This window comes from Nocardia sp. NPDC004860 (assembly GCF_040609015.1).
Taxonomy (GTDB): domain Bacteria; phylum Actinomycetota; class Actinomycetes; order Mycobacteriales; family Mycobacteriaceae; genus Nocardia.
Map to the genome: position 1 here is coordinate 182,782 of NZ_JBEXJI010000008.1, position 13,655 is coordinate 196,436.

Consider the following 13,655-nt stretch of genomic DNA (forward strand, 5'->3'; position numbering starts at 1 on the left):
ATTGGAATAACCTGAGACAAAGGGTTGTGCGATGCAGCGGAGACGCTACTGTCGCCACCCGATACGAGAAACCCGTTGAGGGAGAGGGAACAACTGTGCGCACGTCTGGCAGCCGCCTATTCACCAGTGAGTCGGTGACCGAGGGTCACCCCGACAAGATCTGTGATGCCATCAGCGATTCCATCCTCGACGCGTTGCTCGCGGCCGATCCGCGCAGCCGGGTCGCGGTGGAGACCCTGGTGACCACCGGTCAGGTGCACGTGGCCGGTGAGGTCACCACCACGGCCTACGCCGATATTCCGACCATCGTCCGCGAGAAGGTCCTGGAGATCGGGTACGACTCCTCCGCAAAGGGTTTCGACGGCGCCTCCTGCGGTGTGAACGTCGCCATCGGCGCCCAGTCGCCGGACATCGCCATGGGCGTGGACACCTCGCACGAGGCCCGCGTGGGCGGCGAGGACGACGAGATCGCCCGTCAGGGCGCGGGCGACCAGGGCCTGATGTTCGGTTACGCCACCGTCGAGACCCCGGAGCTGATGCCGCTGCCGATCTCGCTGGCGCACAAGCTGTCTCGCCGCCTGACCGAGGTCCGCAAGTCCGGCGTGCTGCCGTATCTGCGTCCCGACGGCAAGACCCAGGTCACCATCGAGTACGACGGCGCCATCCCCAAGCGCCTCGACACCGTGGTCATCTCGACCCAGCACGCGGCCGACATCGACCTGGACAACCTGCTCACCCCGGACATCCGCGAGAAGGTCGTCGACGCGGTGCTCGGCGAACTCCAGCTGCCCAACCCGCTGGACACCTCCGATGTCCGCCTGCTGGTCAACCCGACCGGCAAGTTCGTGCTCGGTGGACCCATGGGTGACGCGGGCCTGACCGGCCGCAAGATCATCGTCGACACCTACGGCGGCATGGCCCGCCACGGTGGTGGCGCCTTCTCGGGCAAGGACCCGTCGAAGGTCGACCGCTCGGCCGCCTACGCCATGCGCTGGGTCGCCAAGAATGTCGTCGCCGCCGGCCTGGCCGAGCGGGTCGAGGTCCAGGTCGCCTACGCCATCGGCAAGGCCGCCCCGGTCGGCCTGTTCGTCGAGACCTTCGGCACCGAGCTGATCGACCCGATCAAGATCTCCGACGCCATCGGTCAGGTCTTCGACCTGCGCCCCGGCGCGATCATCCGCGACCTGGACCTGTTGCGCCCGATCTACGCGCCGACCGCCGCCTACGGCCACTTCGGCCGCACCGACGTCGATCTGCCGTGGGAGCGCACCGACCGCGCGGAGAAGCTGCGTGCGGCCGCCGGGCTGTAGTTGACCGGCACCCCACCACTCTCGACGGGAGCGTCGGGCACGGAGAACCCCTCCGAGTCCGACGCTCCCGCCAAGTGCAGGGAGGTGGAGCGCGTTGGCGAGCCCCGGCCGATCGCGCGGGTCCTGCCCCTGCTCGAACCCGCCCACCTGGACCGGGATTTCGACTACCTGGTCCCGCCCGAGATGGACGAGCTCGCCCAGCCCGGCGTCCGGGTCCGCGTCCGCTTCTCCGGCCGCCTCGTCGACGGCTACCTCCTCGAACGCCGCGCAAAGTCCGATCACACCGGCAAACTCGTTCGCCTCGAACGTGTCGTCTCCGGCGAACGCGTCCTCACCCCGGAGATCCTCTCCCTCGTCACCGCCGTGGCCGCCCGCTACGCGGGCACTCGCGCCGACGTCCTCCGCCTCGCCATCCCGCCCCGCCACGCCAAGGTCGAATCGGAGGGCGTGGAAAAGCCCGAAAAGCCCAAGCGCACTTCGAAGAAGAGCCCACCGGCCGCTGATCCTGTTGCGGCAGCCGATGACTCGGCCCACCCCGACGTTGCGCAGGCCCGCACCACCGCATCGCATCCGAGTGACGCGACGACCTCCGTCGTGCCCGGAAACGCTGAAGACGCTGCCGCACACCCCGTTCCGCAAGGTGGCCCGTCTGTGGGGGAGTCGGCGCTCGCGATCGCGGGCGGAAGCGACATCGGGGACGCCGCGCACGGCGAGGGCGCGGACACCGCCCCGGTTCGGAGCAGCGATGTATCCGCCACGGATGAGATGACTCCTGTCGCCGACAGCGATTCGGTGTCGATGGCTGTGGCCGTCGATGCGGCCGCGGTCCCCTCCGAAAGCTCGACGGGAACCGTTGCTGCGCAGCCTGATCTGGTTGTGCACGGCGACGGCGACCACTCGACGGCTTCAGTGGCCGCGGTGCCGGCAGACGAGTCCGGGAAGCAGCCGGTAACCGCTGCTTCGCCGACGTCGGCCGCTGAGTTCCCGGCGTGGGGGCGGTATGTCCACGGGCATTCGTTCCTGGGCGCGCTGGCGGCAGGGCGCGGGCCGCGGGCAGGGTGGCAGGCATTGCCGGGGGAGGACTGGGCGCGGCGGCTGGCGGAGCTCGCGGCGGTGACCGTGCGCGGCGGCCGCAGTGCGGTGATCATGGTGCCGGATCAGCGAGATCTGGATCGGGTGCTGGGGGAATGTGTTGCGCTGGTGGGGGAGTCGGCGGTGGGATTGGCGGCGGGGTTGGGGCCCTCGGCGCGGTATCGGCGCTGGCTGTCGGTGTTGCGGGGAACGGCGCGGGTCGTCGTGGGGACGCGGAGTGCCGTGTTCTCGCCGGTGAAAGATCTTGGGCTGATCGCCATCTGGGATGACGGGGACGATACCTTCGCCGAACCGCGGTCGCCGTACCCGCATGCGCGGGAAGTGGCCATGTTGCGGGCGCACGAGACCGGGGCGGCGTTCGTGGCGGGCGGGTTCTCGCGGACGGCCGAGGTGCAGGCGATCGTCGAATCCGGCTGGGCGCACGATCTGCTCGCGGATCGGGCCGTGGTGCGGCAGGCCATGCCGCGCATCACCGCGCCCGGCGATACCGACGCGGCGTTGGAGCGGGACCCGATCGCGCAGGCCATCCGCATTCCGGCCGTGGCGTTCACGGAGGCGCGCAAGGCGATCAAGGCCGGTGGGCCGGTGCTGGTTCAGGTGCCGCGGCGCGGATACATTCCGGCGCTCGCCTGCGCCAAGTGCCGGACCCCGGCACGCTGCCGCCATTGCAACGGTCCACTGGCGCTGCCGGACGGCGCGCCCGCGTCACGTGGCGCGCTGCGCAGCGGGCGGGAAGGGGTGGCCGAGGCGCAGAGCCCGGCCTGCCGCTGGTGCGGGATCACCGAGGCGGCCTTCCGCTGCGGAGCCTGCGGATCGCGGGCGCTGCGGGCCGTCGTCATCGGCGCGTCGCGCACGGCCGAAGAACTGGGACGCGCGTTTCCCGGTGTGCCCGTGCGAGGTTCGGGCGGGTCGTCGATCCTGAACACCGTGCCGGAGGGCCCGCAGGTCGTGGTGTCCACCATCGGCGCGGAACCCCGGGTGCCCGGCGGTTACGCCGTCGCCATGCTGCTCGACGGCTGGGCCCTGCTCGGCCGCGCCGATCTCCGCGCCGCCGAGGACGCCCTGCGTCGCTGGATGTCGGCCGCGGCGCTGGTGCGCCCCGGCGGCCGGGTCATCGTCATGGCGGACGCCGGGATCCCGACCGTGCAGGCGCTGGTGCGCTGGGATCCGGTGTGGCACGCCGGTTTCGAGCTCGAGCAGCGCACCGAGGTGCGCTTCCCGCCCGCGGTTCGCTTCGCCGCCATCGACGGCACCTCGGACTCCATCGCCGAATTGCTCGGCGAGGCACAGCTTCCCGACGGCGTCGAGATCCTGGGCCCGGTGCCGCTGCCGCCGGGTGCGCGAAAGCCGTTCTCCTCCGGCGACTCTCCCGCCGAGGTCGAACGCATGATCCTGCGCGCCGACCGCGCCACCGGCGCGGCCCTCTCCCGCGCCCTCACCGCCGCTCAGGCCGTCCGCAGCACCCATCGCTCCGACGCGCCCCTGCGCGTCCAGATCGACCCCATCGACATCGGCTGAACCTGGTCAGGGGCCGGTGATTTCGTCGCGGGGGAGGGCGGCGAGGGTGATGAGGGCATTGAGGAAGCCGCGGCGATCGGCGGTGGGGAGCTTGCCCAGCAGGTGATCCTCCTGGGCCTGGATCCCGGCCTGTGCCGCGTCGCGCAGGCGACGGCCCTCGGGGGTGAGGGCGAGCAGCCGGGCCCGGCGGTCGGCCGGATCGGGGTGGCGTTCGATGAGGCCGCGCTCCTGCAGGTCGTCGAGCACCGCGATGATGCGCGTCTTGTCCGCCCCGATCTCCTGCGCCAGCACGCCCTGACCCCGCGCGGGCCCCTCGTCCAGATGCAGCAGCACGACGTACGCCCACATGGTGAGTCCGTGTGCGGCGAGCACCGGTTGCTCGGCCGCCATGAGGGCGCGGCCCAGGGGGACGATCATCGCTGCCAGGTCCGGACGGTCTGTCATGCGGACAAGATTAGGCGGCGTGCCGGTGCGGCCTTCCGATCGTGTCGCCGGCGCGGGTCAGAATCGCATCGGCGTCGAACTTTTCGGCCTGCCAGGAGTCGACGCCGATGCCGACCCGGCCGCGCCAGGCCCGCACGATCGCGGTGTGCACCGGCCACCGCACGAACCGGCGCATATCCCGCTCCGACTCCCACACCGAGATCGAGCCGCCGCGGAACTCGGCCGGCCTGCCCCACAGCCACAGGCCGACCGCGCCCTGCATGACCGGCCACGTTTTCCCCAATTCCAGCCCGGTCGTATAGATCTCGCGCGACTCCGTCTCCGAACTCGCGAGGAAATCGGTGACGCTGACGAAGACCGGGCCCGAGAACTGGTGATTCGGGCCGGGATTCCACGGCATCAGCACCGTGCCGTCCGAGAAGGATTTAGTATGCATACGCGTACGATAAGCGATGGCATACTAAATGTTCAATGGCGAGATTCACCGGAAGGCCGGAGCCACGCGGGCCGCCCATTCGGCGTATCCGGTTGCCCGCCGGCCCAGCACCCGCTCGACATCGCCGCTGACCAGCTGCTCCTCGGGCGTCGGCTCGCCGAGGATGGTGAGCGTGTGGTCCGCGACCGATTCCGGCATGAACCGCAGCATGTTCGCCCGGGCCTGCTCGCGGGTGAGCTCCGCGAACTGCAGCGGCTCGCCCAGCGCGGCCGCCAGCGCCTGTGCCTGCTGGCGCGGGGTGACGAGCTCCGGACCGGTCACCGTGTAGACCTGCCGGTCATGGCCGTCCTCCCGCAGTGCCGCCGCGGCCATGGCCGCGATATCGGCCGGATCCACCTGCGGCAGACCGACATCCCCGAACGGCGCGGGAATCATCCGCTCGGCCCGTACCGGCTCGATCCAGGCGAAGGTATTGCTGAAGAACCCGCCCGGCCGCAGCACCGTCCACTCCAGATCCGAAGTGGCCAGCGCCTTCTCGAATTCCAGCGTGCGCGCGTAGCCGTCACTGCCCGGCCGCGTCACCGCGCCCTGCGAGGACAGGAACACCACTCGCCGGACACCCGCCGCCGCAACGGTTTCCAGCACCTCGGCGGCCGCCGGTCCCGTCACCAGCTGCGGGCCCGTGATGAGCAGGAACAACGCCCGCGCACCGGCCACCGCCTCGGCGAGGCCGTCCAGCTCCCCGATATCGGCGCGGCGGTGCTCGGCGCCCTCGGGCAGATCCACCGGCTTCTCGCCCCGTGACACTGCGACCACCTTCTCGCCGGCCTCCGCGAGCTCACGCACGAGAGCGCTGCCGACGTTTCCGGTCGCACCGGTTACCACGATCATCTGTCCACTCCTGAGTTAGTTGGCTGACTAACTCGAACCATAGGGCATGTGACCGGGCATTGTCTATAGTGAGTCGTATGACTAACTCAGTCCCGCGGGCGGCGGCCCCGAAGGCGGGGAAGCGGGAGCGGCTCGCGGACGCGGCGGCCAAGGTCTTCCATGAACAGGGCGTCGAGAAGACGACCATCGCCGATATCGCGCGTGCCGCCGAGGTGCCGGTCGGCAACGTGTACTACTACTTCAAAACCAAGGATCAGCTGGTCCAGGCCGCGATCGGCGCCCACGCCCGCACCGCCCAGGAGATCATCGCGGCCCTGGAACTCTTCGACGCCCCCGCCGAACGGCTGAAGGCCCTGGTCCGCGGCTGGGTCGACCAGCGCGACCTCGCCGCCCAATTCGGTTGCCCCTCAGGCTCTCTCGCCACCGAACTCGACAAACGCGCCGACGGCCTCGACCGCGAACTGGCCGCCGTCATGCGCGGCCTCCTGGACTGGATCGACACCCAGTTCGCCGCCATGGGCCGCACCGACTCCCACGAACTGGCCGTCGCCCTCCTGGCCGCCTATCAGGGAATCTCCCTGCTCACCAACACCTTCCGCGACCCCGCGATGATGGAAGCCGAAGGTGCACGGCTGGAACGCTGGATCGACTCCCTCGTCCCCGCAACCTGAGCGCCCCCATCCGGCCGCGAGGCGCATCGGCCCATTCGGGCAGATGAGCGGCTCGGGTCAGCTGGTTGAGCGCAATCTCGTGAAGCCCGGGGGGCGCCGGATGCGGATGCGTGAGTGTGGTGCCGTCGTGCGGTTCGGGGCCCGGGCGGCGCGGTGAGTTCGGGTCAGTTCAGTTGGGGCTGAGCGGGTCTCACGGACCAGCGGCCCTCGTCGCGGAGGATGCGGACCGGGTGGTCGAAGCAGGCGCTGATGTGGGCGGTGGTGATCACCTCGCCGACCGGGCCCGCGGCGACCGTGTGGCCGTTGCGCAGGAGCATGGCGTGGCTGGTGCCCGGCGGGAGTTCTTCCAGGTGGTGGGTGACCAGGACCGAGGCGAGGTCTGGGTGGGCGCGCTGGAGCAGGTCGAGGCGTTCCAGGAGTTGTTCGCGCCCGGCCAGATCCAGGCCGGTGGCGGGTTCGTCGAGCAGGAGCAGGCGCGGATTGGGCATGAGGGCGCGGGCGATGAGGGTGCGCCCCCGCTGGCCCTGGGACAGAATCTGCCAGTCGGCGTCACGGCGGTGGGACAGGCCGAGCAGGTCGATCAGGCGGTCGGCCTCGGCGAGCTGGGCGGGCGTCGCGTGCCAGCGGGGGATGAGGCCGGCGGTATTGGTCACGCCGGTGATCACCACGTCGCGGACCGTGAGCGGGCCGCTCGGCGTGTGGCGCGGATCGACATGGCCGATACCGGCCCGCAGAACGCGCATGTCGACGCGGCCCAGCCGCTCCCCGAGCACCTCCACACCGCCCCGGGTCGGATGCTCGAACGCGCCGAGCATGCGCAGCAAGGTGGTCTTGCCCGCGCCGTTGGGACCCAGTAGCGCCCAGTGCTCACCGGCGCGCACGGTGAGTGAAACCCCTTGCAGGATGGGGTTTCCGCCGCGCACCACCGTCACGTCGCTCACGTTCAGCACCGGATCCGTCATGGGCCCACCGTAGCAAATTCCTCAGACAAGTTGAGGAGTAGTGGCTCGGCTCACGGGCTGGATGCGATGAGTCTGCTTCTGCAGGTGCGGGATTCGGCGATGCTCCCGGCAGGGCCGCGCCCACGGTCTCCTGACCGCCTAAGTCCAAACCGGACGGTTTGTGTTCTGCCTCACCCTTGTTGTGGATAGATTGTCGATATATCGTCGATAGCAACAAACACAACGACGAGCCTTGAAGGAGGCACGACCATGGAACACATGGACGACATCGAACGGGGCCGCGGCCCCTGGCGGCGACTGCGCGCCGAAGAGCAGCAGGGCCCCGAACACCCGCGGATGCGTCGCGGTGGCCCGCGTGGCCCGCGCGGCGACTTCGGTCCGCACCGCCACGGCCACGGTCGTGGTTTCGGCCCGGACTTCGGTCCCGGCTTCGGACCCGGTCCGCATTTCGGCCGCGGTCGCGGCCGGGGCGGGCGCGGCCGGCGCGGCGATGTCCGCGCGGCCATCCTCCTGCTGCTGCAGGAGCGGCCCATGCACGGCTACGAGCTGATCCAGCAGATCCGCGAACGCAGCCAGGATGTCTGGCGTCCCAGCCCGGGCTCCATCTACCCCGCGCTCGCGCAGCTCGAGGACGAGGGGCTGGTGCTGATCGAGAAGGTGTCGGGTCGAAAGACGGCCAAGCTCACCGAATCCGGTGCCGAGTACGTCGAGGCCAACCGCACCGAGCTGGGCGATCCCTGGCAGGACGTCAAGGACGGCGTCGGCGATCAGGCCCTGGACCTGCGCGGACTGGTCGGCCAGCTGATGGGCGCGGTCGCCCAGGTGGCCGCGGTCGGCACCCGGGAGCAGGCGGCCAAGGCGGCGGAGGTGCTCACCGAGGCGCGCCGCTCGCTCTACCGGATCCTCGCCGAGGACGACACACCCGAAAAGTAATGGCCTCGAAACCGCGGTTCCCGCTGGAACATTCGACCTGATTCCGGCGAAGATCGTGACATGGGACAAAAGCGCCCCATGCGATCTTGTGACATGGGACAACAGAGGAGCCGGACCCGCGCACTGCGCCGCGTGGCGCCGGCGGGGGTGATGGCGCTGGCGGCCGCCGTGATCGGTACGGCCGCCACACCGACGGGGACGTACGCACAGGCCGAACCGGCCGTGACTCCGGTGCTTCAGGTACCGGCGCAACAGGGGCCGCCGCAGACCGAACATCTGGCGGCGGCCCGCTATCTCAAGGAGCATCCGGACGCGGCCCCCCAGGGCGCCAACGACTTCGGCTGCACACCGACCGCGGAGCATCCGCGCCCGGTCGTGCTCGCACACGGCACCGACTCCTCGGCCTACTCCGACTGGTCGGGCATCAGCCCACTGCTGGCCCAGGCCGGGATCTGCGTGTTCGCCCTCAACTACGGCGGCAAACCCGGCAAGGACACCTACGGCACCGAGGACGTGTGGGCCAGCTCCGCGCAGATCGGCACCTTCGTCGATCAGGTGCTCGCGGCGACCGGGGCCACCCAGGTGGATCTGGTCGGATTCTCGCAGGGCGCCAGCGTGACCCGGTACTGGATCAACAAGCTCGGCGGCGCGCCGAAGGTCGGCCAGTGGATCGGCCTGGCCTCGCCCAGCTACGGCGGGATCATGTACGGGCTGGTGCCGATCGCCGACGCGGTGCCGGGAATCTACAAGCTCGTGGAGATGGGATCCTCCACCGCCGCCATTCAACAGGCGGCCGGATCGCCGTTCATCAAGGACCTGAACGCGGGCGGCGACACGGTGCCCGGTGTGAAATACACGACGATCGGCAGCCGCGTCGATGAAATGATCCAGCCCAACACCAACATCGCGCTACATGGCGCGGGCGCCACCAATATCGTGCTGCAGGAGCAGTGCGCGGAGGACCTGACCGGGCATTTCCACCTGGTGTACGACCCGTTCGTGCAGCGGCTGGTGGTCAATCTGCTCGATCCCGCGCACCCCGTGACACCGGCCTGCGTGCCGGTCGCACTGGGCACCGGCATCAGCGATGTCGTGTTGGCGGCGCATTCCTGATCAGGGTGGTCACGGGCGTCCGTAAAATGAGACGACCGTATTCGTTCGCTATCGGGAGCTGCCCGTGACCATCCAGCCTGTCCGCCTGTTCGGCGATCCGATCCTGCGCGCCCGCGCGGCGGAGGTCGAGACGTTCGACCGGGAGGTGCGCCAGCTGGTGACCGACCTCATCGACACCATGTACGAGAGCGGAGGCGTCGGCATGGCGGCCCCGCAGATCGGGGTCGGGCTGCGGGTATTCGTCTACGACACCGGCGACGCGCAGGGGCATCTGATCAACCCGGTCTTCGAGGTGATCGGCGACGAGACCCAGACCGGGCCGGAGGGCTGCCTGTCGATTCCGGGCGTGCGCTTCGACGTGACGCGGCCGCTGACCGTGCTGGCCCGCGGGGTCGACATCGACGGCAAGCCGGTCGAGTTCCGGGCCGAAGGGCTGCTGGCGCGCTGCGTGCAGCACGAGACCGACCACCTCGACGGGGTGCTGTTCCTGCAGCGGCTGGAGTCGGCCTCGCGCAAGGAGGCCATGCGTACCATCCGGGAATCCGGTTGGTTCACACAGGGAGTCACCGTGCTGCCGGCGTCCGAGATCGGTGGCCGGCGTCGCGCGGCGGCCGGTGACCGGGAACGGAGTCGCTGACATGCGTCTGGTCTTCGCGGGAACCCCCGAACCGGCGGTGCCGTCGCTGCGGCGGCTCATCGAATCCTCCAGGCACGAGGTGGTCGGGGTGGTGACCCGGCCGGACGCGGTGGCCGGACGCGGCCGCAAGATCACCCGCTCGCCCATCGGACGGCTGGCCGATGAACACGGGATTCCCGTGTTCACGCCCAAGCGGCCGTCGGAGCCCGAATTCATCGAGCAGCTCACGGCTTTGGCGCCCGACTGCTGCCCGGTGGTGGCCTACGGCGCGCTGCTGCCCGAGCCGGTGCTCGACATTCCCCGGCACGGGTGGATCAACCTGCACTTCTCGCTGCTGCCCGCCTGGCGCGGCGCCGCGCCGGTGCAGGCCGCCATCCTCGCCGGTGACGAGTACACCGGCGCGTCGACCTTCCGCATCGAGAAGGGCCTCGACACCGGCCCGGTCTTCGGCACCATGACCGAGCGCATCGCCGTCGCCGACACCGCGGGCTCGCTGCTGGAGCGGCTCGCCGACAGCGGCTCGGTCCTGCTGGAATCCACCCTCGACGCCGTGGAAGACGGCACCGTGCACGCGATTCCGCAGCCCCTGGACGGAATCTCCTACGCCCCCAAGGTGGATCCCGAGGCCGGTCGTATCCGCTGGAGCCAGCCCGCCCTCGCCATCGACCGCCGGATTCGCGCGGTCACCCCCGCCCCCGGCGCCTGGACCGAAATCGACGGCAAACGCCTCAAACTCGGCCCCGTCGAGATGGTGGAGGAGACGCTCCCGGTCGGCACCATCGACATCCGCAAGTCCGGCGTCTACCTCGGCACCGCGAGCACCGCGGTCCGCCTCACCCAGGTCCAGCCCCAGGGCAAACGCATGATGCCCGCCCTGGACTGGGCCCGCGGCGCCCGCCTCGAGCCCGGCACGGTGGTCGAGTGACCCGCCCGGACGGCGAAGGCCGCGACCGCGATTCGCGCACCGGCGGTCGCCCGCAGTCCGGCGACGGCGAGCAGCGCCGCGGCTTCCGCCGCTCCGCATCTACCGGGGATTCGGGCACCTCGCGGGCGAGCGACCGATCCCAGGGTGATCAGCGCCGCGCGCCGGGATACCGAACCGGTGATGCACGCGCCGCGAACTCGCGGGGCACGCAATCCGGTGAGGGTGAACAGCGTCGCGGCTTCCGCCGCTCCGGCGGGGCAGCAGGCGATTCGGGTGCGGCACGATCCTCCGGATCACGCGGGACCGACGGCGGGGACCAGCGGCGCGCGGGCTCCGGCAAGGGCGAACGCCCTGCGGGAGAACGCAATTCGGGCTCGAACCGGTCGAGTGGCGGACTTCGCGGGCGCGACGGGGATGGGTCGGGCGCCGGCCGCGGGCGCGATTCGGCGATCGGTGGTCGGCAGAGCGACGACAGGCGCGGCGGATTCCCGGAAGGGGACCGGGATTCCAGGTCGAACCGGTCGGATCGTGGGGCTCGCGGTGGCGATGGGCGGGGTGCGGGACGTGACCGCACGGCGTCCACGGGTGGACGTTCCTACGGCGGTGACCGCGCGGGCGGCCGGAGTGGCTCGTTCGATCGCGAAAGGACTGCGGGGCAAGGCCGGGGGCCGAAGCGGACTTCGGCGGACGCGAAGGCCGGCACGAGCAGTGCCGCGGCCCGGCGGGCCGAGCGGGCCGGGGCCGATCCGGTGCGGGTGGTGGCGCGGGATGTGCTGCGGGCCGTGCGCGAGCGGGACGCCTACGCGAATCTGGTGCTGCCCGGACTGTTGCGGGAGCGGCATATCAGTGGACGTGATGCGGCGCTGGCCACCGAGTTGACCTATGGGGCCTCGCGGTCGCAGGGGCTGCTGGACGCGGTGATCGCGGAGTGCGCGGGGCGAGGTGTCGAGGAGATCGACGGACCGCTCCTGGATGCGTTGCGGCTGGGGACCTATCAGCTGCTGCGCACCCGGATCGGCGCGCACGCGGCGGTCGACACGTCCGTCGCGCTGGTGCGAGCGGAGTACGGGCAGGGGCGGGCCGGGTTCGTGAACGCGGTGCTGCGGCGGGTGGCCGAACGCACTCCCGAGGAGTGGGTGGAACGGCTCGCGCCGCGGGATCCACTGGGGCACTTGGCATTCGAGTACGCGCATCCGGTCTGGATCGCGCAGGCCTTCGCGGACGCCCTGGGCGCGCGGGCCGGCGAGCTGGCCGACGTGCTGGCGGCCGACGACGCGCGGCCCGCCGTGCACCTGGTGGCGCGCCCCGGCGATATCACCGCCGAGGAACTGGCCCTGGTCACCGGCGGCGAGGAAGGCCGCTGGTCGCCGTACGCGGTGTACCTCGAGGGCGGTGACCCGGCGAAGCTGGAGCCGGTCCGCGCGGGCATGGCCGCCGTCCAGGACGAGGGCAGCCAGCTGGTCGCCCTGGCCGTCACCCGCGCGCCCCTCGAGGGTCCCGACACCGGCCGCTGGCTCGACCTGTGTGCCGGGCCGGGCGGAAAGACCGCGCTGCTGGCCGCGATCGCGGATATCGACGGCTTCCGCGTCGATGCCGTCGAACCCGCGGAGCACCGCGCCGACCTGGTCCGCCAGGCGACCCGCGGCATGCCCGTGGACGTCCATGTCGCCGACGGCCGCGACAGCGGCCTGACTCCGGGCTTCGACCGCATCCTCGTCGACGCCCCCTGTACCGGCCTGGGCGCCCTGCGCCGCCGCCCGGAGGCCCGCTGGCGCCGCCAGCCCTCCGACGTCCGCGACCTGGTCACCCTGCAGCGCGAACTCCTCACCGCCGCATGGGATCTCGTCCGCCCCGGCGGTGTCGTGGTCTACTCGACCTGCTCCCCGCACCTCCCGGAAACGGTTTCCGTGGTGGCCGATATGGTCCGCCGCACCGGCGCGGAACAGCTCGACACCCGCGACCTGCTCCCGGGCGTCCCGGAACTCGGCGACGGCCCCGGCGCCCAGCTGTGGCCCCACCGCCACGGCACCGACGCCATGTTCCTGGCCGCCCTGCGCAAACCGCTTGAGCCGCAATAGGGTCCGACTCGCACGGACCGTTCGGCCTCGGTCCACCCGTCCACCGAGGCCGAACGCTGGGCGAGCCGACCCGTGCGCCGCAGACCCATCGGCGGTCGCGTGAGTTCGTGACCCGCAGATCCATCGGCGGTCGTGTGGGTGCGTGGCGCGGACTTACCGACGGTCGCGTAGTTCTGTGTGCTGCAGATCCGTCGGTGGTCGCGTGAGTTTGTGACCCGCAGGTCGACCGGTGGTTGTGTGGGTGCGTGATGCGGACTTACCGACGGTCGCGTAGTTCTGTGTGCTGCAGATCCGTCGGTGGTCGCGTGAGTTTGTGACGCGTAGATCCATCGGCGGTCGTGTGGGTGCGTGGCGCGGACTGACCGATGGTCGCGTAGTTCTGTGTGCTGCAGATCCGTCGGTGGTCGTGTGAGTTTGTGACGCGCAGATCTATCGGTGGTTGTGTGGGTGCGTGGCGCGGACTTACCGACGGTCGCGTAGTTCTGTGTGCTGCAGATCCGTCGGTGGTCGTGTGAGTTTGTGACGCGCAGATCTATCGGTGGTCATGTTGGTGCGTGGCGCGGACTTACCGACGGTCGCGTAGTTCTGTGTGCTGCAGATCCGTCGGTGGTCGTGTGAGTTTGTGACGCGCAGATCTATCGGTGG

General features: G+C 70.6%; 11 protein-coding genes and 1 pseudogene. 8 read left to right on the plus strand and 4 right to left on the minus strand.

Annotation, left to right across the window (positions count from 1 at the left end; translation table 11 throughout):
* Positions 1-95 precede the first annotated feature (95 nt).
* Both metK and ABZV44_RS18220 read left to right on the plus strand, forming a co-directional pair.
* Positions 96-1,310, plus strand: a complete 1,215-nt coding sequence (metK, locus tag ABZV44_RS18215; RefSeq protein ID WP_354837423.1) for a methionine adenosyltransferase — start codon at positions 96-98, stop codon at positions 1,308-1,310.
* 84 nt (positions 1,311-1,394) lie between these two features.
* Positions 1,395-3,920 carry a primosomal protein N' gene (locus ABZV44_RS18220; RefSeq protein ID WP_354837425.1) on the plus strand — a complete coding sequence of 842 codons (2,526 nt, stop codon included), beginning with the start codon at positions 1,395-1,397 and terminating at the stop codon, positions 3,918-3,920.
* 6 nt (positions 3,921-3,926) lie between these two features.
* Here ABZV44_RS18220 and ABZV44_RS18225 read toward each other — a convergent pair whose 3' ends face one another.
* From ABZV44_RS18225 to ABZV44_RS18235, 3 genes are read right to left on the minus strand one after another with little or no spacing between them, the layout of a single operon-like run.
* Complete coding sequence (locus tag ABZV44_RS18225; protein ID WP_354837427.1) at positions 3,927-4,364, minus strand: MarR family winged helix-turn-helix transcriptional regulator; 438 nt, start codon at positions 4,362-4,364, stop codon at positions 3,927-3,929.
* A 10-nt stretch (positions 4,365-4,374) separates the two neighbouring features.
* Complete coding sequence (locus ABZV44_RS18230) at positions 4,375-4,800, minus strand: hypothetical protein (RefSeq protein ID WP_354837429.1); 426 nt, start codon at positions 4,798-4,800, stop codon at positions 4,375-4,377.
* A 45-nt stretch (positions 4,801-4,845) separates the two neighbouring features.
* Positions 4,846-5,691 (minus strand): NAD(P)H-binding protein, encoded by an 846-nt coding sequence (locus ABZV44_RS18235; RefSeq protein WP_354837430.1) that lies wholly within the window; start codon positions 5,689-5,691, stop codon positions 4,846-4,848.
* 77 nt (positions 5,692-5,768) lie between these two features.
* Here ABZV44_RS18235 and ABZV44_RS18240 point away from each other — a divergent pair, with 77 nt between their 5' ends.
* A complete protein-coding gene (locus ABZV44_RS18240) occupies positions 5,769-6,362 on the plus strand; it encodes a TetR/AcrR family transcriptional regulator (RefSeq protein ID WP_354837432.1) in 594 nt (197 codons plus the stop codon).
* A gap of 164 nt (positions 6,363-6,526) precedes the next feature.
* On the opposite strand, the gene ABZV44_RS18245 is transcribed toward ABZV44_RS18240, so the two are convergent.
* Positions 6,527-7,324 carry an ATP-binding cassette domain-containing protein gene (locus ABZV44_RS18245; RefSeq protein WP_354837434.1) on the minus strand — a complete coding sequence of 266 codons (798 nt, stop codon included), beginning with the start codon at positions 7,322-7,324 and terminating at the stop codon, positions 6,527-6,529.
* 336 nt (positions 7,325-7,660) lie between these two features.
* On the opposite strand from ABZV44_RS18245, the gene ABZV44_RS18250 reads away from it, so the two are divergent.
* The 5 genes and pseudogenes from ABZV44_RS18250 to ABZV44_RS18270 all read left to right on the plus strand — a co-directional run.
* Positions 7,661-8,257, plus strand: a complete 597-nt coding sequence (locus ABZV44_RS18250; RefSeq protein WP_354837565.1) for a PadR family transcriptional regulator — start codon at positions 7,661-7,663, stop codon at positions 8,255-8,257.
* A gap of 93 nt (positions 8,258-8,350) precedes the next feature.
* Positions 8,351-9,370, plus strand: a complete 1,020-nt coding sequence (locus ABZV44_RS18255; RefSeq protein WP_354837436.1) for an alpha/beta fold hydrolase — start codon at positions 8,351-8,353, stop codon at positions 9,368-9,370.
* Between the two features lie 64 nt (positions 9,371-9,434).
* On the plus strand, positions 9,435-10,007 hold the full coding sequence (gene def, locus ABZV44_RS18260) for a peptide deformylase (protein ID WP_354837438.1): 573 nt from the start codon (positions 9,435-9,437) through the stop codon (positions 10,005-10,007).
* Between the two features lies 1 nt (position 10,008).
* Entirely contained in the window at positions 10,009-10,932 is a 924-nt protein-coding gene (fmt, locus tag ABZV44_RS18265) for a methionyl-tRNA formyltransferase (RefSeq protein WP_354837440.1), read from the plus strand.
* A 740-nt stretch (positions 10,933-11,672) separates the two neighbouring features.
* Positions 11,673-13,010 (plus strand): annotated as a pseudogene (locus tag ABZV44_RS18270) (transcription antitermination factor NusB); the annotation flags it as partial.
* Positions 13,011-13,655: the final 645 nt, after the last annotated feature.

What these genes read in the sequence shown, in the direction of transcription:
- ABZV44_RS18255 (WP_354837436.1), top strand. Translation starts at nt 8,351, where the DNA reads ATGGGACAACAGAGGAGCCGGACCCGCGCACTGCGCCGCGTGGCGCCG.
- ABZV44_RS18235 (WP_354837430.1), bottom strand. Translation starts at nt 5,691, where the DNA reads ATGATCGTGGTAACCGGTGCGACCGGAAACGTCGGCAGCGCTCTCGTG.
- ABZV44_RS18245 (WP_354837434.1), bottom strand. Translation starts at nt 7,324, where the DNA reads ATGACGGATCCGGTGCTGAACGTGAGCGACGTGACGGTGGTGCGCGGC.
- ABZV44_RS18230 (WP_354837429.1), bottom strand. Translation starts at nt 4,800, where the DNA reads ATGCATACTAAATCCTTCTCGGACGGCACGGTGCTGATGCCGTGGAAT.
- ABZV44_RS18225 (WP_354837427.1), bottom strand. Translation starts at nt 4,364, where the DNA reads ATGACAGACCGTCCGGACCTGGCAGCGATGATCGTCCCCCTGGGCCGC.
- ABZV44_RS18240 (WP_354837432.1), top strand. Translation starts at nt 5,769, where the DNA reads ATGACTAACTCAGTCCCGCGGGCGGCGGCCCCGAAGGCGGGGAAGCGG.
- fmt (WP_354837440.1), top strand. Translation starts at nt 10,009, where the DNA reads ATGCGTCTGGTCTTCGCGGGAACCCCCGAACCGGCGGTGCCGTCGCTG.
- ABZV44_RS18250 (WP_354837565.1), top strand. Translation starts at nt 7,661, where the DNA reads ATGCGTCGCGGTGGCCCGCGTGGCCCGCGCGGCGACTTCGGTCCGCAC.